The sequence below is a fragment of the Chryseobacterium sp. DZ-32 genome, assembly GCF_059587025.1.
Map to the genome: position 1 here is coordinate 229,636 of NZ_JCAIOM010000003.1, position 20,004 is coordinate 249,639.

Here is a 20,004-nt window from a genome sequence, read left to right on the forward strand (position 1 = left end):
TTATAATTTGACGGGGTGGTTTTCCACAACAGGAAAACCACCCCAAATGGAGTGGCTTTTTCTCTATATTGTACTACTTAAAAAATTCGCTTTCACAGGTACAGGTTTCTTTATTGATGCTCTCAGTGGATGAGCAGCAGCCTTCAAGATTCTTAACATTTCCTTTTTCATCGGTAAGGTAGATTTTATCTTTATCAAATTTCACGAAAAACGTTTCCTCATATTTTTTAAAAACCACTTTCATTACCTTATTGGGTGCGTATTTACCAACATTGATTTCTTCCGTTGTTTCTTCTCCGCTGGCCTGATTCACCTGAACGTATCCAAAATGTACATCACCATTATTTTTGAGATCCAGATAATAATGAGGAGTACCTGTGCCACTATATCCTTTCATGATATCAAAAGCTCTGTATCCAATAAAAGGAAGCTCTGTCTGCTGTGCCCACGTAAAAATACTGATGCATAGAATCATTATACTGAAAAACTTTTTCATAGATATTTTTTTCAAAAGTAAAGATTTTTAAGCAAAAACATTCACCGTAAAAACACGGTTGTTTAAAAGATGTGTTGTACAAAATCTCTTTCAAAGTTTTTTATAACAATAAAGCCACTTCTTTTGGGAGTGGCTTTCTATAATGAGTTAAAATCAGATTAAAAAACGGTTGCCGCAAGCTGAATCCTTGCAAACTTATTCGATGGATTCCACATCGCCATCATGGTTACAGGAAGACTGTAATGATCGGTAATCTTAACAACCTTTCCGGCCTTTAGGCCTACATTTACGATGTCAAAGCTGTTTTTGCCATTGCCATATAAGAACGTTTTATCATTGAGAGCAAACCCGGCTCCTACAAATGCATCCAGATTGACTTTCTGTCCCTTAATAACAGGATAGCTTGCCTGTACATAAGTGGAATATCTGTTCTTTTTGTAACTCCCATCAGCTTCAAGAATAACTTCTCCTGCATTGGCTCCTCCATACAGCATGATATCAGCCTCAATATTGATCGGGAATGATGGCCCGAAAGTATAGTTGGTCCTTAAATCAATAATATGAGCAGTTCTTCTCTGTGAATAACTGAAAATATCGTCCGCAGCCACTGCAGTATTGATGTTTCGGGAATTGTAAAGGTCCCATAGCCCAATATAAAAACGTCCGTCAGAATATTGAACATAATAATTGATCTCTTTATAATGGGTATTGTCTTTATCATCCGCTAACGCAGAAGCTCCCCAGATTCCTACCTTCCATTTCTTTTCCGCATCCAGGGCATACGACAGGTTTCCCATTACAACAGGCTTATCAGTAATAATAAGGCCTCTCCATAAATGATTGTTCTGAATATTGGCCGTAAAATCAAGTCTTCCTTCTTTGGTTTCCTTAGCTTCACCACTTTCCTGTGAAAATAGCTTTCCTGTCCCTAAAACAAGAAGGAAAATCCCTTTTAAGATTTTTTTCATCATGTGTTTTATTTTAAAAATCCATATAATACTGCTGCGATAATAGCCCCTGTAATCGGACCTACTACAGGAATCCACGCATATCCCCAATCACTGCTTCCCTTTACAGGTAAAATGGAATGCATGATTCTTGGTGCAAGATCTCTTGCCGGGTTAATGGCATATCCTGTAGTTCCTCCCAAAGATAAACCGATTGCCCAAACGACAAAGGTAACAGGGATCGCTCCGATGGAACCCAGGCCTACTTTGGCGGTTGGATCTGCCTGCAGGGAAATACTTGGATCTGCAAAATAGAATACACAGAATACCAGTACAAATGTCCCGATAATCTCACTGATAAGATTGGACGATGTTTTTCTGATAGCAGGACCTGTACTGAAACATGCCAGCTTGGCTCCTTCATCGTCTGTAATCGCAAAATGGTCTTTATGAAACAGCCATACCAGAAATGCACCCAGCATTCCTCCAATCATTTGCGCTGCAATATAAGAGGGAACCAGGTCCCATGAAAACTTTCCTGCAGTCGCAAGACCAATGGTTACAGCCGGATTCAGATGGGCCCCACTTATTGGCCCTGCAACGGTTACTCCCACAAATACGGCCAATGCCCATGCGGTAGTAATAACAATCCATCCGGAATTATTTCCTTTCGTATCTTTTAAGACAACATTGGCTACAACACCGTTGCCTAACAATATAAGAAGCATCGTTCCGATCACTTCTGCAATAAATGGGGTCATATAAGTTTTTTTATGAGTGAGTTAATCTTCTATCCAGCTTTGGGCACTTTTTACAGCTTTCTTCCAGAAGTGGGTCATTTTATCCACTTGTTCTCTGGCCAGCTGAGGGTGGAAATCCTTGTCTACAATCCATTGTTCCTGGATTTCGTCTATACTTTTCCAGTATCCTACTGCAAGTCCGGCAAGGTAAGCTGCTCCTAATGCTGTTGTTTCAAGGGTTTTAGGTCTTGTGGTTTTGAACCCGAATAGGTCGGATTGTATCTGCATCAGAAGATCACTTGCAGAAGCACCACCGTCTACTCTCAGCTCAAGACTTGCTCTCCCTGAATCTGCTTCCATTGCTTTCACAATATCATAAACCTGAAATGCAATTCCTTCCAATGTTGCTCTTGCAATGTGTGCATCAGTAGTTCCACGGGTAATTCCTACAATCGTTCCGCGGGCATACTGATCCCAGTAAGGTGCGCCAAGACCTGTCAGTGCAGGTACGAAGTAAACACCACCATTATCTGGTACGGAAGCTGCCAGTTTATTGATTTCATCAGAAGAATGAATAAGCTTAAGACCATCTCTTAGCCATTGAATAGCAGCGCCTCCTACGAATACACTTCCTTCCAAAGCGTAGTTGACTTCTCCATTGATTTTCCAGGCTACAGTGGTAAGAAGATTGTTTTTAGAAGAAACTGCTTCCGTTCCTGTGTTCATTAATAAGAAACATCCTGTTCCATAAGTGTTTTTTACCATTCCCGGAGTGGTGCACATCTGTCCGAATAAAGCTGCCTGCTGATCGCCGGCAATACCTGCGATTGGAATTTTAGTGGAGAATAGAGTAGTAGCGGTCTCTCCGTATATCTCACTGCTTTGCTTTACTTCAGGAAGAATGTTTCTTGGAATGTCAAACAATTCTAATAAATCATTGTCCCATTCTAAAGTATGAATATTCAGAAGCATTGTTCTGCTGGCATTGGAAACGTCTGTAATAAACATTTTTCCGCGAGTCAGTTTCCATACAAGCCAGGTATCAACGGTTCCGAAGCATAATTTCCCTTCTTCGGCTTTCTGTCTTGCTCCTTCTACATGATCAAGAATCCATTTCAGCTTGGTCGCTGAAAAGTACGCATCCAGAACCAGTCCTGTTTTTTCTTTGATGGTTTCTGCATGTCCCTGTTCTTTCAGCTCGTCGCAGTATTTTGAAGTTCTCCTGTCCTGCCATACAATGGCATTATAGATGGGTTCACCGGTTTCCTTATCCCAAACGATTGTAGTTTCACGTTGGTTGGTTATTCCGATGGCTGCAACTTCCAGTCCTGAGATTCCTGCCTTTGCAATAACTTCAGCTGCTACAGAGATCTGTGAAGACCAGATTTCGTTTGGATCGTGTTCTACCCAACCCGGAGTAGGAAATATTTGTCTGAAATCTTTTTGAGATACATATTCTATTTCTCCACTGTGATTGAAGAGAATCGCTCTGGAGGAAGTTGTTCCCTGGTCTAGAGCGAGAATTAGTTTTTCATTCATGTATATAATGCTAATTTAGGTTGATTACTTTAGGTGAATAAGGAGTTAGTAAATATCCTCTTGCCAGTTCAATGAATTCATTTTCCTGCTGCTGAGCCCATTCTTCAGAATATCCTTTTTCTTCAGCAATGATTTTTGCTACGTTATGAGCGCTGTCTATCGCTGCTCTGGCATCCAGGAAAAGCAAACGTACTCTTCTTGCCAGGATATCTTCAATCGTTTCTGCCATTTCAGCTCTTACTGCCCATACTACTTCTGCTACAGTAAAAGGGTGATCCGGGTGGATTTTTTGAGCATAGCGCGGATTACTTTCCTGTAATTTTTTGATCGCCGGAATATCAGATCCGTACACATACAGATGATTGGTTCTGTCTACCTGTTCCGGTTTTACATTTCCATGAATGGAAAGATGTTCTGTTTTAGACGGGCTGTTTCCCAATCTGTGAACTTTCATGGCTTCGTTTACGGTATCTTCTGCCATTTTACGGTAGGTGGTCCATTTTCCTCCGATAATGGAAACTAATCCCGTTTCTGAAGTAATGACTTTGTGGCTTCTTGATACTTCTTTTGTACTTTTGCTTCCGTCTTTAGGAGCTGCAAGCGGACGAAGACCTGCGAAAACAGATTTTACATCTTCACGCGTTGGTTTTTTAGCTAAATATTGTCTCGCTGTATTCAATACAAAACTGATTTCCTCTTCCAGTGCACGAGGCTCAAAGCTTTCATCTTTCAAAAGGGTGTCTGTAGTTCCCACCAAAGCTCTGTCATGCCATGGAACAACAAATAAAACCCTGCCGTCCGATGTTTTTGGAATCATGATGGCATCATCGCTTTTCAGGAAAGATTTATCCAGTACCAGGTGAATTCCCTGGCTTGGTACCACCAATTTACCATGCTTAGGGTTGTTCATATTAAGAATGTCATTCGTAAATACACCAGTGGCATTGATGACTACTTTACCATGGATCTGATATTGCTGTTTAGAAAACTGGTCTTCTGCAACTACACCGATTATTTTATCCGAATCATCTTTCAAAAGGTTGATTACTTTAACATAGTTGACAGCACTTCCGCCTTTTTCAATAATAGTCTGGGTAAGGTTGATAGCAAGTCTGGCATCGTCAAACTGTCCGTCCTGGTAAACAACTCCACTCATTAAGTGATTTTGTTCAATAGTGGGAAGCTTTTCAATGGTTTTTGATTTGCTGATGTATTTCGTTTTACCTAAGCTCAATTTTCCGGCAAGAAAATCATAAACAGATAATCCTATCTTATAATAGATTCCTCCCCACCAGGTATAGTTAGGAATAATAAAAGACTGATTTTTTACAATATGTGCTGCGTTCTTTGCTAAGAGTCCTCTTTCTTTTAATGCTTCTTTTACCAATCCGACGTCTCCCTGAGCGAGATATCTAACTCCGCCGTGTACCAATTTGGTACTTCTGCTGGATGTTGCTTTTGCGAAGTCATGAGATTCAAGCAATAAAGTTTTGAATCCCCTGCTTACCGCATCTAATGCTGAACCTAAACCACTGGCTCCTCCTCCTATGACAATAAAGTCCCATTCTTTTACATTGGTTAACTTACTGAGTTCTTCGTTTCGTTTCATAAATGTTTCGTTTATGTTTCGTTTTCAAATATATAAATTAAAAATGAAAGCAAAAAGAAAATAAATGAAATTTTAAAATATCGGAAAAAATCGGTAATTTTGATGAAACGAATAAAATGGAAAAGCTATTACCAAGGCAGGATGAAATACTTAAAGAGCTGGATGAGAAAGGGCATGTGCTTGTCCAGGATCTGTGTGAAAAGCTCAATGTTTCTTCAGTTACGATCCGAAAGGATCTGAATTATCTCGAAAGCCTGGGGCTTCTTTTCAGAAATCATGGAGGAGCAAGTAAGCAGGTAAGATATGCTTATGAAAAAAATGTGGGTGAAAAAGAAAATATCAATGTGGAAGCGAAGCAGGTTATTGCCAAAGCTGCATTATCATTGATTCACGAAAACGACTGTATTATATTGGCATCCGGGACAACCATGCATTATCTTGCCAGAATGCTTGTGAATTTCAATTCGCTTACTGTTTTAACGTCCTCACTAAGGGTGGCTATTGAGCTTTGTAACAATCCTAATATTAATGTGATCCAACTGGGAGGGGAGGTGAGGAAAAGTTCAACTTCAATCGTAGGGTCCATTTCGGAAGGAATTCTCAAACAGTTTTCCTGTAATAAACTTTTTCTGGGGGTAGACGGTATTGATCTTGAATTTGGAATCAGTACCTCCAATGCGGCGGAGGCACATCTTAATCAGGTAATGATTGAGTGTGCGGATAAGACAGTCGTTTTGGCAGATTCGTCCAAACTGAATAAGAAGGGGTTTGGTAAAATTGCCTCATTGGACGAAGTGGATTATCTGATCACAGATAATGGTATCGGTGAAGAAGACCGGTCTGCGTTGGAAGAGAGAGGGGTTACGGTTATTGTAAAATAGGCTGTATTCAGCTTAATTAAATAGTTAAAAATAGAGACCATCTGACTTCAGGCGGTCTCTATTTTAAAATAGAAATCATTTGACTTGTACTTTCCAGAAAAATCTCTTTTTGTTTTTTCTTTCCGCTCCAAGCAGAGTGTAGAACTTAATGGCTCTTGTATTAAAATCCGGGGTTTGCCATTGAATCATCGAGCAGCCTTCTTCTTTTGAGTGGATTTTTATTAATTCCATTATTTGTTTTCCTGTTCCGTTTCCCCTTGCATTCTCTTTTAGGAATAAGCAGTCAACATACATATAGTAACCTGCGTCCCAGGTGGAGAACTGTTTGAAAAATGTTGCATATCCTGTTATTTCAGTATCAGATTCTGCAACCAGACATTTTATATGGGAATCCGGATCAAGGAGGTGTTTAGCGAGCTGTTCCTTTTTGTTTTCTTCCTTAAAAAAGTTTCTTTCATAGTGCGCATGGGCTTTACATAATTCAATAATGGAACTTATGTCTTTTTCTTCGGCGAATCTTATTTTCATATCTTTATGTTGATGGATTAGCAGGCGCATACAAAAGCGGAACCATTGGTAGGATCTGTTCCTTCTGTGGCATAGCCATCAAATTTCCACCATTCCATTCCTCCTATTAATTCCATCACCTTAAATCCTAATTGGGTCATTTTTAAAGCTCCTTTTGTGGAAGCATTACAGCCTATCCCGTCGCAGTAGCAGACATATATTTTTGACTTATCAAGGTGCCGGGTGCTTTCTTCTGTCATTTCCTGATGGGGCAGATTAATTGCAGATGGGATGTGTTCTTTGCTATAGCCATGTGGTCTTCTGGTATCTACTGCAATGTAATCTGTGCTGTTTTGAAATCCATCATATAAATCTGAAGGATCCATTTCATACATTAATTTTTTCTGGTAGAATTCAATTTGTTCTTGCATACTATTAAATTGTTTGTAGTGCAAAGCTATGATCGGGTTTATTCTTTTCCTAAGATTGAAATTGAATGTTCTGCAGTGTTAAATGAAATATTTTCAGATAGTGTTTTTTGTTATATGATTAACTTTGCGCTATGGAAATCAAGTTTTTAAAACTTATTAAAACAATTGCGGAGGAAGGGAGTATTGCAGGTTCTTCTGAAAAACTTTTTTTGACACAGTCAGCATTAAGCCATCAGCTTAAAGATCTGGAAATCCAGCTCGGGTTTAAAGTGTTTTACAGGGCAAGGAACAAATGGGAGCTTACTGAGGAGGGAAGTGTGCTTTACAAAACTGCATGTACGGTAATAGATAGTATAGGGAATGGCCTGAATGAGATTCAACAGATAAGAGCCGGAGCGGCGGGTACCATAAAAATCAGTACAGAATGTTACTCATTTTATCAGGGACTACCGTTATTTATTCAGAAAATGAAAGTATTATATCCTGAGATTGAAGTGGATCTGGTATTGGAAGCAACTCATAAGCCTGTGGAAAAAATCATATCCAATGAAATTGATATTGCAGTGGTCACTTCAAAACCTGCCGGTAATAATGAATTGATCTGCATTGAGATTTTTGAGGATGAAGTTTTTGCAGTAATTCATAAAGAAAACCTTTTAAATGATACTGAATATCTTAGTGCTGAGGATTTTCGGGATGCTCATTTAATCATTCATTCTTTTCCTTTAGAAACCGTTTCTGTTTACGATCGGTTCCTTAATCCTAGCGGAATGATGCCTGTGAAGATTTCAGCAGTTCCGTTAACAGAAGTTACTTTGGAAATGGTGCAGGCCAATATGGGGATTACCTGTATGCCGAAATGGGCATTGCATTCATTCAGGCTGTCTGATGAGCTGAAATTTAAAAAAATCGGAAGTAAAGGTTTGAGAAGAAAACATTATCTGGTGGTAAGAAAATCGGATGCCGGAAAAAAATATATTAATGACTTTCTTTTGAACTTCAAAGAATATTTTCAAAATTTTGGATAGTTTTTTTTCTGAAACTGCTAAATGATTAAAAATCAAAATATTTTAGTCGAAATATTTGTCAGTTACAAAATTATTCATAAATTTGCACACTCATTTTAGGGGCGTAGTATGCCTATATCAAAAGTAGAAATTACTTCAGACTTCCGAAAAATGGGGATAAATAAAGGATAAATTTTATTATAATATAAACAATGTCAGGTATTATTGGTAAAAAAATCGGTATGACATCTTTGTTTAACGAAGAAGGAAAAAACATTCCTTGTACAGTTATCCAAGCTGGTCCATGCTCGGTTTTACAGGTCAGAACCTTAGAAAAAGACGGTTATAAAGCTGTTCAGTTAGGTTTCGATGACAAGAGTGAGAAGAACGTTGGTAAAGCGTTAGCTGGTCATTTTAAAAAGGCTGGTTCTGCTCCTAAAGCTAAATTAGTAGAATTCTACAGAGAATTCGTTGATGAAGTAAAAGTAGGAGAAGAAGTAAAAGTTGATTTATTCGCTGAAGGTGAATATGTTGACGTAACAGGAACTTCAAAAGGTAAAGGCTTCCAGGGTGTTGTTAAGAGACACGGATTTGGAGGTGTAATGCAGGCAACTCATGGTCAGCACAACAGACTTAGAGCTCCAGGTTCTATCGGTGCTGGTTCAGACCCTTCAAGAGTATTCAAAGGGATGAGAATGGCTGGAAGAATGGGAGGTAAGCAGGTAACTGTTCAAAACCTTCAAGTGTTAAAAGTTGATCAAGAACAAAATCTTTTAGTAGTAAAAGGTGCTGTTCCGGGAGCTAAAAATTCTTATGTAATTATCAGAAAATGGAACTAGTAGTATTAAATACATCAGGAAAAGAGACCGGAAGAAAAGTAACTCTAGACGAAACAGTATTCGGAATTGAGCCAAATCAGCACGCGGTTTACTTAGAAGTTAAACAGTATCTTGCTGCTCAAAGACAAGGTACTCATAAAGCAAAAGAAAGAAGCGAAATTACTGCTTCTACTAAAAAGCTTAAGAAGCAAAAAGGATCAGGATCTGCTAGATACGGTGATATCAAATCTCCAGTATTCAGAGGTGGAGGTAGAGTATTCGGACCAAAACCAAGAGACTACAGATTCAAATTGAACAAAGCTCTTAAGAGATTGGCTAAGAAATCTGTTTTATCTCAAAAAATGAGAGACAACAGCATTAAAGTTTTAGAAGATGTGAGCTTTGACGCTCCTAAGACTAAAGATTTCATCAATGTATTAAATGCATTGGAACTTAACGGTAAAAAATCTTTATTCGTTCTTCCTGAAGCTAACAAGAATGTGTATTTATCTTCAAGAAACTTACCTAAAACTAAAGTAATGAACTTCAACGAGATCAGTTCTTACGATTTAGTAAACGCTGGTGAGATCATTTTCTTCGAAGGTGCAGTTGAAAAATTCCAGGAAAATTTAAAGAAATAAATCATGTCAGTTATTATTAAACCAGTTATTTCAGAAAAGGCTAATTACCTTACAGATTTAAGAGGTTCTTATTCTTTCTTAGTGAATCCTAAGGCGAATAAAATCGAGATCAAAAAAGCTGTTGAAGCGGCTTACGGTGTAAAAGTAGCAGACGTTAACACAATGATTTATGCTCCGAAGGTTTCTTCAAAATACACTAAAAAAGGTCTTCAAGTAGGAAAGACAAATAAATTGAAAAAAGCGGTAATCAAACTTGCTGAAGGTGAGGTTATCGATATTTTTGCTGTAAATTAATTATTAATTATAAATAATAGTAATGTCTGTTAGAAAATTAAAACCTATCACCCCGGGACAGAGATTCAGAATTGTAAACAATTTTGAGGAAATTACTACCAACAAACCAGAGAAATCTCTAACAGTTGGTATTAAAAAGTCAGGTGGACGTAACCAAACAGGTAAAATGACCATGCGTTACACCGGAGGTGGACACAAAAAGAAATACAGAATTATTGACTTCAAAAGAAACAAAGCAAACGTTGAAGCTACTGTAAAATCTGTAGAATACGATCCAAACAGAACTGCATTTATCGCTTTATTAGAGTACGCAGACGGAGAGAAGAGATATATCATCGCTCCAAACGGTATCAAAGTTGATCAGAAAGTAGTATCAGGAGAAAGCGTTGAACCAAACGTAGGTAACGCAATGAAATTGAAAAATATTCCATTGGGTACTGTAATCTCTTGTGTTGAAATGAAGCCTGGACAAGGTGCAATTTTAGCAAGAAGTGCTGGTTCTTCAGCTCAATTAACTTCAAGAGATGGTAAATATGCAATCATCAAGTTACCTTCAGGAGAATCAAGAATGATCCTTACTGAATGTATGGCAATGATTGGTTCTGTTTCCAACTCAGATCACCAATTAACTGTATCAGGTAAGGCTGGTAGAAGCAGATGGTTAGGTAGAAGACCAAGAACAAGAGCGGTTGTAATGAACCCAGTAGATCACCCAATGGGTGGTGGTGAAGGACGTTCTTCAGGAGGTCACCCAAGATCTAGAAACGGTAAACCGGCTAAAGGTTACAAAACTAGAAAGAAAAACAAAGTGTCTAACCGTTACATCGTATCTAAAAGAAAATAATTATGGCAAGATCACTTAAAAAAGGACCGTTCATTCATCATACTTTAGATAAGAAGGTTCAGGCAAATATAGAGTCTGGTAAGAAGACAGTTATCAAAACTTGGTCTAGAGCATCTATGATCTCTCCGGACTTCGTAGGACAAACTATTGCTGTACACAACGGGAAATCTTTTATCCCTGTTTACGTTACAGAAAACATGGTTGGTCACAAGTTAGGCGAATTTTCTCCAACAAGATCTTTCAGAGGTCATGGTGGTAACAAAAACAAAGGAAGCAGATAATCATGGGATCAAGAAAACAAGATAGTTCAATCGCAAGAAAAGAAGCTAACAAAGACGTTGTAAAAGCTTCATTAAATAATTGCCCGTCTTCTCCAAGAAAAATGAGATTAGTTGCTGATATCATTAGAGGAGAGCAGGTAGACAAAGCACTTTATATCCTAAAATATTCTAAGAAGGATGCTTCTAACAAGTTAGAGAAATTACTTCTTTCTGCTATGGCTAACTGGCAAGTGAAAAACGAAGGTGCTGACATCGAGGAAGCAAACCTTATCGTTAAAGAAATATTTGTGGATAGTGCAAGACAATTGAAGAGACTAAGACCAGCTCCACAAGGTAGAGGGTATAGAATCAGAAAAAGATCTAACCACGTTACATTAATCTTAGGTAACAAAGAAAATTAATCAAGGTATGGGACAGAAGACAAATCCAATTGGTAACAGATTAGGTATCATCAGAGGATGGGATTCTAACTGGTTTGGTGGAAACGATTATGGAGACAGAATCGCTGAAGACTACAAAATCAGAAGATACCTTGAAGCTAGATTATCTAAAGGTGGTATTTCAAAAATTTATATTGAAAGAACTTTAAAATTAGTTACAGTAACTATTACTACTGCTAGACCGGGACTTATCATCGGTAAAGGAGGTCAGGAAGTTGATAAATTGAAAGAAGAGTTGAAGAAATTGACTGGTAAGGATATTCAAATCAACATTTTCGAAATCAAAAGACCTGAATTAGATGCTGTACTAGTTGCTGATAGTATTTCTAAGCAAATTGAAAACAGAATTTCTTACAGAAGAGCTGTTAAAATGGCAATGGCAAGTACTATGAGAATGGGTGCTGAAGGTATCAAAGTTCAAATCTCTGGTAGATTAAACGGAGCTGAAATGGCAAGATCAGAATCTTTCAAAGAAGGAAGAATTCCATTGTCAACTTTCAGAGCTGATATTGATTACCACTGGGCAGAAGCTCACACTACTTACGGTAGACTAGGGGTAAAAGTTTGGATCATGAAGGGTGAAGTTTACGGTAAAAGAGAACTTTCTCCACTAGTGGGACAACAGAAAAAAGGAGGTCAGTCAGACAGAGGAAACAGAGGAGGAGACAGAGACAACAGAAGACCTAGAAAAAACAACAACAATAACAATAATAATTAAAATTTTAGATTAGAAATTTTGAATTTTAAATTACCGTTACTTTTTTAAAATAAAAAAAATCTAAAATCTAAAATCTAAAATCTAAAATTTAGAAATTATGTTACAACCAAAAAGAACCAAATTCCGTAGAGTTCATAAGATGAAGATGAAGGGGAATGCCCAGAGAGGTAGTCAACTTGCTTACGGAACTTTTGGGATCAAAGCAACGGAAGGAGCTTGGATCACTGCAAGACAGATTGAAGCGGCTCGTATCGCTGCGACAAGATATATGAAGAGAGAAGGTCAACTATGGATCAAAATCTTCCCAGATAAGCCAATTACTAAGAAACCAGCGGAAGTACGTATGGGTAAAGGTAAGGGTGCTGTTGAATATTGGGTAGCTGTAGTAAAACCAGGTAAAATTATGTTCGAAGTTGGAGGTGTACCTTACGATATCGCTAAGGAAGCTTTAAGACTTGCTGCACAAAAATTACCAGTAGTTACTAAATTCATCGTTGCTAACGATTTTGTTAAACCTCTATAATCTTTGAATACAATGAAAAATGCTGATATTAAAAATTTAAGCGCGGGTGATATTCAAGCTCAATTAACTGAAGCAAAAGCTCAATATTCTAAATTGAAATTGGCTCATGCAATCAGCCCAATTGAAAACCCGATTCAAATCAGAGATTTGAGAAAAACAATCGCAAGACTAAACACTGAGTTAACTAACAAACAATAATTTCATTTTACAATGGATAGAAATTTAAGAAAAGAAAGAATCGGAGTGGTTTCCAGCAATAAAATGGAAAAAACTATTGTTGTTAGTGAAACTACAAGAGTAAAGCACCCGATGTACGGTAAATTCGTTTTGAAAACGAAAAAATATACTGCACACGACGAGAACAACGAATGCACAGAAGGTGATACAGTTTTGATCCAGGAAACTAGACCTTTGAGCAAGAGCAAGAGATGGAGATTAGTAAGAATCATTGAAAAAGCTAAGTAATAATGTTACAAACAGAATCAAGATTAAAAGTTGCTGATAACACAGGTGCTAAAGAAGTACTAGTGATCAGAGTTCTGGGAGGAACCAGAAGAAGATATGCTTCAGTTGGTGATAAAATCGTTGTTACGATCAAGGATTCTACGCCATCTGGAAACGCTAAAAAAGGTCAGGTATCTAAAGCTGTAGTAGTAAGAACTAAAAAAGCAGTAAGAAGAAAAGATGGTTCATACATCAAATTCGACGACAATGCTTGTGTATTACTAAACGCAGCGGGAGAAATGAGAGGAACGCGTGTTTTCGGACCAGTTGCTCGTGAGTTGAGAGACAAAGAATATATGAAAATCATTTCATTAGCTCCTGAAGTACTTTAATTTTAAAAATTTTTAAAAGAAATGTCAAAGTTAAAAATAAAAAGAGGAGATAACGTAATCATTACTACTGGTAAGAAAGATATCAAAGGTAAGACTGGTGAAGTTATTGAAGTGATCAAGAAAGAAGGTAGAGACCCAAGAGTAATCGTTGCAGGACTTAACATCGTTAAAAAACACGTTAAGCCTTCAGCTTCTAATCCTCAAGGAGGAATTACTGAGAAGGAAGCTTCTATTCATATCTCAAACGTAGCTTTAGTTGGTAAAGACGGAAAAGCTATCAAAATCGGTTACAAAATCGAAGGAGATAAGAAAGTAAGAATTAACAAAAAAACGGGTGAAACTTTATAATTTGAATTAACATGGAATATATAGCAAGACCCAAAAAAGCATATAAAGAGACAATTGTTCCTGCAATGATGGAAGAATTCGGGTATAAGTCAGTAATGCAAGTACCTAAATTAGAGAAAATCGTTGTATCACAAGGTTTAGGTGATGCTACTGCAGACAAAAAAATCATTGATTATGCTGTAGAAGAGCTTACAAATATCACAGGTCAAAAAGCTGTTGGTACAATCTCTAAGAAAGACGAAGCTGCTTTCAAATTGAGAAAAGGTATGCCTGTAGGTGCAAAAGTTACTTTAAGAGGAAACCAGATGTATGAATTCTTAGACAGACTTACTGCTTCTGCTTTACCACGTATCAGAGATTTCTCTGGTATCAAAGCTGATGGTTTCGATGGTAGAGGTAACTACAACTTAGGTATTACTGAGCAGATTATCTTCCCTGAAATCGTAATTGACAAAGTGAAAAAAATCCAGGGGATGGATATCACTTTCGTTACTACTGCGAAAACAGATAAAGAAGCTAAAGCATTATTAACTCACTTCGGTTTACCATTTAAAAAGAACTAAGAAATGGCTAAAGAATCAATGAAAGCGCGTGAGCGCAAAAGAGAAGCACTAGTTGCTAAATACGCTGCTAAAAGACAAGCTCTTAAAGAAGCTGGTGATTACGAAGGACTTCAAAAATTGCCTAAAAATGCTTCTCCTGTAAGATTACACAACAGATGTAAACTAACAGGTAGACCAAGAGGATACATGAGAACGTTCGGTATTTCCAGAGTAACTTTCAGAGAAATGGCAAACAACGGTCTTATCCCAGGTGTAAGAAAAGCTAGTTGGTAATTATTACTAATTAAAAATCGGGACAATTAAGTTGTTCAGATACTAAAGATAAAAATATCAGACCGAAGATTTCTGAAGTCTGATATTTTACTCTTCAAGTCTTTGCAAAACTGATTGTTCTTTAACCAATAATTTATAAAAGAAAAATGGTAACAGATCCAATTTCAGATTTCCTAACAAGAGTAAGGAACGCACAAAGCGCAGGCCACAAAGTGGTGGAAATTCCTGCATCGAAAATCAAAAAGGAGATTACTAAGATCTTATTTGATCAAGGGTATATCTTAAACTACAAGTTTGAAGATAACGCTGTTCAAGGAGTGATCAAAATCGCTTTAAAGTATGATAAGCAAACTAACAAACCGGCTATCAAGTCTATTCAAAGAGCTTCTAGACCAGGTTTGAGACAGTACAAAGGTTCAGCCGAGCTTCCAAGAGTACTAAACGGTTTGGGTATTTCTATCATCTCTACTTCTAAAGGAGTAATGACTGACAAGAAAGCTAGAGAAGAGAAAGTAGGCGGTGAAGTAATCTGCTATGTTTATTAATTTTTAATCAGAGGAAAATGTCAAGAATTGGTAAAGCAATTATAACAATTCCAGCAGGAGTTACAATCACTGAAAACAACGGTGTAGTAACTGTAAAAGGAGCTAAAGGAGAACTTTCTCAGGAGCTTACTGCAGGAATTACTATAGAACAAAAAGATGGTGAACTTAACGTAAACAGACCATCTGATTCTAAACAACACAAAGCGCTTCACGGTTTATACAGAGCGTTAATCAACAACATGATTGTTGGTGTAAGTGCAGGTTTCGAAAAGAAACTTGAACTAGTAGGGGTAGGATATAGAGCTTCACACGCAGGTCAAAAACTTGAGTTGGCTTTAGGATTCTCTCACGGTATCGTATTAGAACTTCCAAGTGAAGTAAAAGTGGATACATTGACTGAAAAAGGTAAAAACCCAATTATTACTTTAACGTCTCACGACAACCAACTTCTAGGAATGGTAGCTGCAAAGATCCGTTCTTTCAGAAAGCCTGAGCCATACAAAGGAAAAGGTGTAAGATTCGTAGGAGAAATTGTTAGACGTAAAGCTGGTAAATCTGCTTAATAAATTATAAGTATTATGGCATTAAGTAAATTAGAAAAAAGAATAAGAATCAAAAGAAGAGTAAGAGGGAAAATCTCTGGATCTTCTGAATTGCCAAGATTATCTGTATACAAAAGTAATAAGGAAATTTACGCTCAGTTAATCGACGATAAAAATGGTAAAACTTTAGTTTCAGCTTCTTCAAGAGAGAAAGGTGTAGACGCTAAAGGGACTAAGACTGAAGTTTCTGCTGCTGTTGGTAAAGCTATCGCTGCTAAAGCTATCGCTGCAGGAATCGAAAGTATTGTATTTGACAGAAACGGATTCGTATACCACGGTAGAGTAAAAGCTCTTGCTGATGGTGCAAGAGAAGGAGGACTTAAATTCTAATCATTAAATTTCGGAAAATATGTTAGGACTAGATAATATAGAAAGAGTAAAACCGGGAGGATTAGAATTAAAAGATCGTCTCGTAGCTGTTAACAGAGTAACAAAAGTAACAAAAGGAGGTAGAGCTTTCGGATTTTCTGCTATTGTTGTAGTAGGTAACGAAGAAGGTGTTATCGGTTTCGGTTTAGGAAAATCTAAAGAGGTTGCTTCTGCAATTGCTAAAGCAGTTGAAGACGCTAAGAAAAACCTTGTGAAAGTTCCTGTAATGAACCATACTATCCCTCACCAAACTACTGCTAGATACGGTGGTGCAGATATCTTCCTAAGACCTGCTTCTCACGGTACAGGATTGATCGCCGGAGGTGCGGTAAGAGCGGTATTGGAATCTGCTGGTATTCACGATATCCTTTCAAAATCTAAAGGATCTTCTAACCCTCACAACGTAGTGAAAGCTACTTTCAAAGCGTTATTAGACATCAGAAGACCTGAAGAGATCGCTAGAATGAGAGGAATTTCTCTAAGTAAAGTGTTTAACGGTTAATAATTAAAACAATGGCAACAATTAAAGTAAAGCAAGTAAGAAGCGCTATTGGTAGAACAAAAACCCAAAAGAGAACGCTTGAAGCATTAGGATTAAAAAAACTTCACCAAGTTGTAGAACACGAAGCTACTCCTTCTATCTTAGGAATGATCGCTGCAGTAAGCCACTTACTTGAAGTTCAAAAATAATTTTATAAAAGAGAAATTAAAATGAATTTAAATAACATAAAACCTGCTGCAGGATCTACTTTCAACTCAAAGAGAATTGGTAGAGGTCAAGGTAGTGGAAAAGGAGGTACTTCAACAAAAGGACACAAAGGTCAGAAAGCGAGAGCTGGTTATTCTCAAAAAATCGGTTTCGAAGGTGGACAGATGCCTTTACAAAGAAGATTACCTAAATTCGGATTCAAAAACGTAAACAGAAAAGAGTTTAGAGGAGTTAACCTTGATACTATCCAGACTTTAATCGAGAACAAATCCATCACCGGAGATATCACGAAAGAAGTTTTAGTAGCAAACGGAATAATTTCTAAAAACGAATTAGTGAAAATTATGGGTAGAGGAGAATTGAAATCTGCGGTTTCAATCTCTGCTGACAAATTCACTAAATCTGCTGAAGAGCTTATTGCTAAAGCAGGTGGAAAAGCAATTACCTTATAATACTTACTAATGAAAGAATTTATACAAACACTTAAAAATATTTGGAGTCTTAAAGAACTTAGAGATAAAATTCTCTTCACTTTAGGGATTATCCTTGTGTATAGATTCGCATCTTATATCTCGCTTCCTGCAATTAACCTTGCAGAGGTGGGAGATCTCTTAGAGCATTATAAAAATCAAGGCGGTAACAAGCAAGGAGCAGGTCTCCTTGGCTTGCTTTCGTCGTTTACGGGGGGAGCTTTCAGCCACGCTTCCGTAATGGCGTTGGGAATCATGCCTTATATTTCTGCTTCTATTATTGTTCAGTTGATGGGGATGGCTATTCCTTATCTTCAGAAGCTTCAGAAAGATGGAGAGTCAGGTAGAAATACATTGAACCAAATTACAAGATGGTTAACAATTGGAGTTTGTCTGGTACAGGCACCTTCTTACTTAACTTCTATTACTCAATTATTCTTACCATATGCTCAGTTCCAGTCTGCATACTATGTAGAGCCAAATTCAATCATGTTCTGGTTGCCAAGTATTGTTATTTTGGTTGCCGGTTCAGTATTCGCAATGTGGCTGGGTGAAAAGATTACCGATAAAGGAATCGGAAATGGTATCTCTATCCTTATTATGGTGGGGATCCTTTCAAGATTACCTGAGGCATTCGTACAGGAGATGGCCGTGCAGAACGGAAAAGGAGGAATGGGATCTATCATGATCCTTATTGAAGTATTATTCTGGATGTTGGTAGTTCTTTTAGCAGTAATCTTATCAGTAGCTGTTAGAAAAATTCCAATTCAGTATGTAAGCAGAGCTCAAGCAAGAGGAGGTGTAAACAGAAATCTTATGCAGGGAGCAAGACAATGGATTCCATTGAAAGTAAATGCTGCTGGTGTAATGCCGATTATCTTTGCCCAGGCATTGATGTTCGTACCAGGATTATTAACAAAATTCGATGAGTCTAACACTTTTCTTGCAGGTTTCAAGAATGTTTTTAGCTGGCAGTACAACGTATTGTTTGCGCTATTAATTATTATCTTCTCATTTTTCTATACTGCGATTACAATTCCGGTAAACCAGATGGCTGATGACTTGAAGAGAAATGGAGGTTTAGTACCGAAAGTAAGACCCGGTAAAGAGACCGCTGATTATTTAGATGATATTTTATCAAAAATTACCTTGCCAGGTGCAATTTTTTTATCTATCTTTGCAGTCCTTCCAGCAATTGTGCATGGAAGCTTTGTTCAGACAGATGCGTTTGCCCTATTTTTCGGGGGAACATCATTATTAATTATGGTGGGTGTAATTTTAGATACAGTTCAACAGATTAATACTTATCTGCTGAACCATCATTATGATGGCTTAATGCAGTCTAAATTATCAAGAACGACTGGATATTAATTTATGGCAAAACAAAAACATATTGAACAAGATGGCGTGATCGTGGAAGCACTTTCTAACGCCATGTTCCGTGTAGAGCTGGAAAATGGGCATATCCTTATTGCTCATATCTCCGGCAAAATGAGAATGCATTATATTAAACTTTTACCTGGAGATAAGGTAAAACTAGAAATGTCTCCCTATGATTTAACAAAAGGGAGGATCACATTTAGATATTAAAACAATTAGCCAAATGGAATACACATTCCATTTGGCATTTGTAAAAAATAAATACTATCAAAATGAAAGTAAGAGCATCAATTAAAAAAAGAAGCGCTGATTGCAAAATCGTACGCAGAAAAGGTGTACTATTCGTAATCAACAAGAAGAACCCAAAATTTAAACAAAGACAAGGTTAACATTAAATTATGGCGAGAATTGCAGGTATTGATTTACCAAAAAACAAAAGAGGTGTTATCGGTTTAACTTACATCTATGGAGTAGGAAGAAGTACTTCTTCTGAAATCCTTAAAGCTGCCGGTATCAGCGAAGACAAGAAAGTCAACGAATGGAATGACGATGAATTGGCTGCAATCAGAACATATATCTCTGAAAACGTAAAAGTAGAAGGAGAATTGAGATCTGAAGTGCAATTGAACATCAAGAGATTGATGGACATAGGATGCCAACGAGGAATACGTCACAGACTTGGATTACCTTTAAGAGGCCAGAGAACGAAAAACAACTCTAGAACACGTAAAGGGAAGAGAAAAACTGTTGCTAACAAGAAAAAAGCTAGTAAATAATCGTTAGGAATTATGGCAAAACAAACTAAAGTAGTTAAGAAAAGAAAAGTAAAAGTTGAAGCTATTGGTGAAGCTCATATTCAGGCTTCTTTCAATAACATCATCATTTCTTTAACAAATAAAAACGGAGAGGTTATCTCTTGGGCTTCTGCCGGTAAAATGGGTTTCAGAGGTTCTAAAAAGAATACTCCATTTGCTGCTCAGATGGCAGCTGAAAATTGCTCTGCTGTAGCTCACGAAGCTGGTTTAAGAAGAGTAAAGGTGTTTGTGAAAGGTCCAGGTGCAGGTAGAGAATCTGCTATCAGATCTATCCACAATTCAGGAATTGAAGTTAGCGAAATCATTGATGTGACTCCTATGCCACACAATGGATGTAGACCACCAAAAAGAAGAAGAGTTTAATTTTTAGAATTTACC

At 37.4% G+C, this 20,004-nt stretch carries 34 protein-coding genes; 27 read left to right on the forward strand and 7 right to left on the reverse strand.

The window, feature by feature from the left end; translation table 11 throughout:
* Positions 1-73: 73 nt before the first annotated feature.
* The 5 genes from AC59HC_RS04770 to AC59HC_RS04790 form a co-directional block, all read right to left on the reverse strand.
* Complete coding sequence (locus AC59HC_RS04770; protein WP_411414595.1) at positions 74-496, reverse strand: hypothetical protein; 423 nt, start codon at positions 494-496, stop codon at positions 74-76.
* Positions 497-654: 158 nt separating this feature from the next.
* The gene (locus tag AC59HC_RS04775; protein ID WP_496558109.1) at positions 655-1,464 is read right to left on the reverse strand and encodes a hypothetical protein; all 810 of its coding nucleotides are present in this window, start codon (positions 1,462-1,464) and stop codon (positions 655-657) included.
* Between the two features lie 8 nt (positions 1,465-1,472).
* Positions 1,473-2,204, reverse strand: coding sequence for an MIP/aquaporin family protein (locus tag AC59HC_RS04780; protein WP_496558090.1), 732 nt, complete (start codon positions 2,202-2,204; stop codon positions 1,473-1,475).
* 21 nt (positions 2,205-2,225) lie between these two features.
* Positions 2,226-3,722, reverse strand: coding sequence for a glycerol kinase GlpK (gene glpK, locus AC59HC_RS04785; protein WP_496558091.1), 1,497 nt, complete (start codon positions 3,720-3,722; stop codon positions 2,226-2,228).
* A 10-nt stretch (positions 3,723-3,732) separates the two neighbouring features.
* Positions 3,733-5,331, reverse strand: coding sequence for a glycerol-3-phosphate dehydrogenase/oxidase (locus AC59HC_RS04790; RefSeq protein WP_343642498.1), 1,599 nt, complete (start codon positions 5,329-5,331; stop codon positions 3,733-3,735).
* Between the two features lie 116 nt (positions 5,332-5,447).
* On the opposite strand from AC59HC_RS04790, the gene AC59HC_RS04795 reads away from it, so the two are divergent.
* Positions 5,448-6,212, forward strand: coding sequence for a DeoR/GlpR family DNA-binding transcription regulator (locus tag AC59HC_RS04795; RefSeq protein ID WP_202840850.1), 765 nt, complete (start codon positions 5,448-5,450; stop codon positions 6,210-6,212).
* 75 nt (positions 6,213-6,287) lie between these two features.
* Here AC59HC_RS04795 and AC59HC_RS04800 read toward each other — a convergent pair whose 3' ends face one another.
* Together AC59HC_RS04800 and AC59HC_RS04805 are read right to left on the reverse strand one after the other, a co-directional pair.
* Positions 6,288-6,740 (reverse strand): GNAT family N-acetyltransferase, encoded by a 453-nt coding sequence (locus tag AC59HC_RS04800; protein ID WP_202840849.1) that lies wholly within the window; start codon positions 6,738-6,740, stop codon positions 6,288-6,290.
* A gap of 17 nt (positions 6,741-6,757) precedes the next feature.
* A complete protein-coding gene (locus AC59HC_RS04805; RefSeq protein ID WP_202840848.1) occupies positions 6,758-7,150 on the reverse strand; it encodes a rhodanese-like domain-containing protein in 393 nt (130 codons plus the stop codon).
* A 131-nt stretch (positions 7,151-7,281) separates the two neighbouring features.
* On the opposite strand from AC59HC_RS04805, the gene AC59HC_RS04810 reads away from it, so the two are divergent.
* The 26 genes from AC59HC_RS04810 (at position 7,282) to rpsK (ending at position 19,989) form a co-directional block, all read left to right on the forward strand.
* Entirely contained in the window at positions 7,282-8,178 is an 897-nt protein-coding gene (locus tag AC59HC_RS04810; RefSeq protein ID WP_202840846.1) for a LysR family transcriptional regulator, read from the forward strand.
* 191 nt (positions 8,179-8,369) lie between these two features.
* Positions 8,370-8,996 (forward strand): 50S ribosomal protein L3, encoded by a 627-nt coding sequence (gene rplC, locus AC59HC_RS04815; RefSeq protein ID WP_002983195.1) that lies wholly within the window; start codon positions 8,370-8,372, stop codon positions 8,994-8,996.
* Positions 8,987-9,616, forward strand: a complete 630-nt coding sequence (gene rplD / locus AC59HC_RS04820; protein ID WP_034694672.1) for a 50S ribosomal protein L4 — start codon at positions 8,987-8,989, stop codon at positions 9,614-9,616. Before rplC ends, rplD begins: the two co-directional genes overlap by 10 nt.
* A 3-nt stretch (positions 9,617-9,619) precedes the next feature.
* Positions 9,620-9,910: a 50S ribosomal protein L23 gene (gene rplW, locus AC59HC_RS04825; RefSeq protein WP_002983204.1), complete on the forward strand. Its 291-nt coding sequence runs from the start codon at positions 9,620-9,622 to the stop codon at positions 9,908-9,910.
* Between the two features lie 22 nt (positions 9,911-9,932).
* Positions 9,933-10,754: a 50S ribosomal protein L2 gene (gene rplB, locus AC59HC_RS04830; protein ID WP_027381305.1), complete on the forward strand. Its 822-nt coding sequence runs from the start codon at positions 9,933-9,935 to the stop codon at positions 10,752-10,754.
* 2 nt (positions 10,755-10,756) lie between these two features.
* On the forward strand, positions 10,757-11,035 hold the full coding sequence (rpsS, locus tag AC59HC_RS04835) for a 30S ribosomal protein S19 (protein ID WP_002983209.1): 279 nt from the start codon (positions 10,757-10,759) through the stop codon (positions 11,033-11,035).
* Between the two features lie 2 nt (positions 11,036-11,037).
* Complete coding sequence (gene rplV / locus AC59HC_RS04840) at positions 11,038-11,436, forward strand: 50S ribosomal protein L22 (protein WP_002983214.1); 399 nt, start codon at positions 11,038-11,040, stop codon at positions 11,434-11,436.
* 7 nt (positions 11,437-11,443) lie between these two features.
* Positions 11,444-12,193, forward strand: a complete 750-nt coding sequence (gene rpsC, locus AC59HC_RS04845) for a 30S ribosomal protein S3 (protein WP_034694675.1) — start codon at positions 11,444-11,446, stop codon at positions 12,191-12,193.
* A 97-nt stretch (positions 12,194-12,290) separates the two neighbouring features.
* A complete protein-coding gene (gene rplP, locus AC59HC_RS04850) occupies positions 12,291-12,716 on the forward strand; it encodes a 50S ribosomal protein L16 (RefSeq protein WP_076596996.1) in 426 nt (141 codons plus the stop codon).
* Between the two features lie 12 nt (positions 12,717-12,728).
* Positions 12,729-12,914, forward strand: coding sequence for a 50S ribosomal protein L29 (rpmC, locus tag AC59HC_RS04855; protein WP_034694678.1), 186 nt, complete (start codon positions 12,729-12,731; stop codon positions 12,912-12,914).
* 12 nt (positions 12,915-12,926) lie between these two features.
* Complete coding sequence (gene rpsQ / locus AC59HC_RS04860; RefSeq protein ID WP_027371715.1) at positions 12,927-13,181, forward strand: 30S ribosomal protein S17; 255 nt, start codon at positions 12,927-12,929, stop codon at positions 13,179-13,181.
* A gap of 2 nt (positions 13,182-13,183) precedes the next feature.
* Positions 13,184-13,552, forward strand: a complete 369-nt coding sequence (gene rplN, locus AC59HC_RS04865; RefSeq protein ID WP_002983226.1) for a 50S ribosomal protein L14 — start codon at positions 13,184-13,186, stop codon at positions 13,550-13,552.
* A gap of 21 nt (positions 13,553-13,573) precedes the next feature.
* Positions 13,574-13,900 carry a 50S ribosomal protein L24 gene (rplX, locus tag AC59HC_RS04870; RefSeq protein WP_047427597.1) on the forward strand — a complete coding sequence of 109 codons (327 nt, stop codon included), beginning with the start codon at positions 13,574-13,576 and terminating at the stop codon, positions 13,898-13,900.
* A gap of 11 nt (positions 13,901-13,911) precedes the next feature.
* On the forward strand, positions 13,912-14,463 hold the full coding sequence (rplE, locus tag AC59HC_RS04875; protein ID WP_034694682.1) for a 50S ribosomal protein L5: 552 nt from the start codon (positions 13,912-13,914) through the stop codon (positions 14,461-14,463).
* Positions 14,464-14,466: 3 nt separating this feature from the next.
* A complete protein-coding gene (gene rpsN, locus AC59HC_RS04880) occupies positions 14,467-14,736 on the forward strand; it encodes a 30S ribosomal protein S14 (RefSeq protein ID WP_002983233.1) in 270 nt (89 codons plus the stop codon).
* Between the two features lie 146 nt (positions 14,737-14,882).
* Entirely contained in the window at positions 14,883-15,281 is a 399-nt protein-coding gene (gene rpsH / locus AC59HC_RS04885) for a 30S ribosomal protein S8 (RefSeq protein ID WP_002983236.1), read from the forward strand.
* Between the two features lie 17 nt (positions 15,282-15,298).
* On the forward strand, positions 15,299-15,844 hold the full coding sequence (gene rplF / locus AC59HC_RS04890) for a 50S ribosomal protein L6 (protein ID WP_110008552.1): 546 nt from the start codon (positions 15,299-15,301) through the stop codon (positions 15,842-15,844).
* A gap of 15 nt (positions 15,845-15,859) precedes the next feature.
* Positions 15,860-16,213 (forward strand): 50S ribosomal protein L18, encoded by a 354-nt coding sequence (gene rplR, locus AC59HC_RS04895; protein WP_002983242.1) that lies wholly within the window; start codon positions 15,860-15,862, stop codon positions 16,211-16,213.
* A 19-nt stretch (positions 16,214-16,232) separates the two neighbouring features.
* Complete coding sequence (gene rpsE, locus AC59HC_RS04900; RefSeq protein WP_002983245.1) at positions 16,233-16,754, forward strand: 30S ribosomal protein S5; 522 nt, start codon at positions 16,233-16,235, stop codon at positions 16,752-16,754.
* An 11-nt stretch (positions 16,755-16,765) separates the two neighbouring features.
* Positions 16,766-16,942, forward strand: a complete 177-nt coding sequence (gene rpmD / locus AC59HC_RS04905; RefSeq protein WP_029297759.1) for a 50S ribosomal protein L30 — start codon at positions 16,766-16,768, stop codon at positions 16,940-16,942.
* Positions 16,943-16,963: 21 nt separating this feature from the next.
* A complete protein-coding gene (gene rplO, locus AC59HC_RS04910) occupies positions 16,964-17,413 on the forward strand; it encodes a 50S ribosomal protein L15 (RefSeq protein WP_110008553.1) in 450 nt (149 codons plus the stop codon).
* Between the two features lie 9 nt (positions 17,414-17,422).
* Positions 17,423-18,802 (forward strand): preprotein translocase subunit SecY, encoded by a 1,380-nt coding sequence (gene secY / locus AC59HC_RS04915; RefSeq protein ID WP_002983253.1) that lies wholly within the window; start codon positions 17,423-17,425, stop codon positions 18,800-18,802.
* A gap of 3 nt (positions 18,803-18,805) precedes the next feature.
* Positions 18,806-19,021: a translation initiation factor IF-1 gene (gene infA / locus AC59HC_RS04920; protein WP_002983257.1), complete on the forward strand. Its 216-nt coding sequence runs from the start codon at positions 18,806-18,808 to the stop codon at positions 19,019-19,021.
* Between the two features lie 62 nt (positions 19,022-19,083).
* Positions 19,084-19,200: a 50S ribosomal protein L36 gene (gene rpmJ, locus AC59HC_RS04925; protein WP_007839480.1), complete on the forward strand. Its 117-nt coding sequence runs from the start codon at positions 19,084-19,086 to the stop codon at positions 19,198-19,200.
* Positions 19,201-19,209: 9 nt separating this feature from the next.
* Positions 19,210-19,587, forward strand: coding sequence for a 30S ribosomal protein S13 (gene rpsM, locus AC59HC_RS04930; protein ID WP_002983260.1), 378 nt, complete (start codon positions 19,210-19,212; stop codon positions 19,585-19,587).
* A 12-nt stretch (positions 19,588-19,599) separates the two neighbouring features.
* Entirely contained in the window at positions 19,600-19,989 is a 390-nt protein-coding gene (gene rpsK / locus AC59HC_RS04935) for a 30S ribosomal protein S11 (protein ID WP_002983263.1), read from the forward strand.
* Positions 19,990-20,004: the final 15 nt, after the last annotated feature.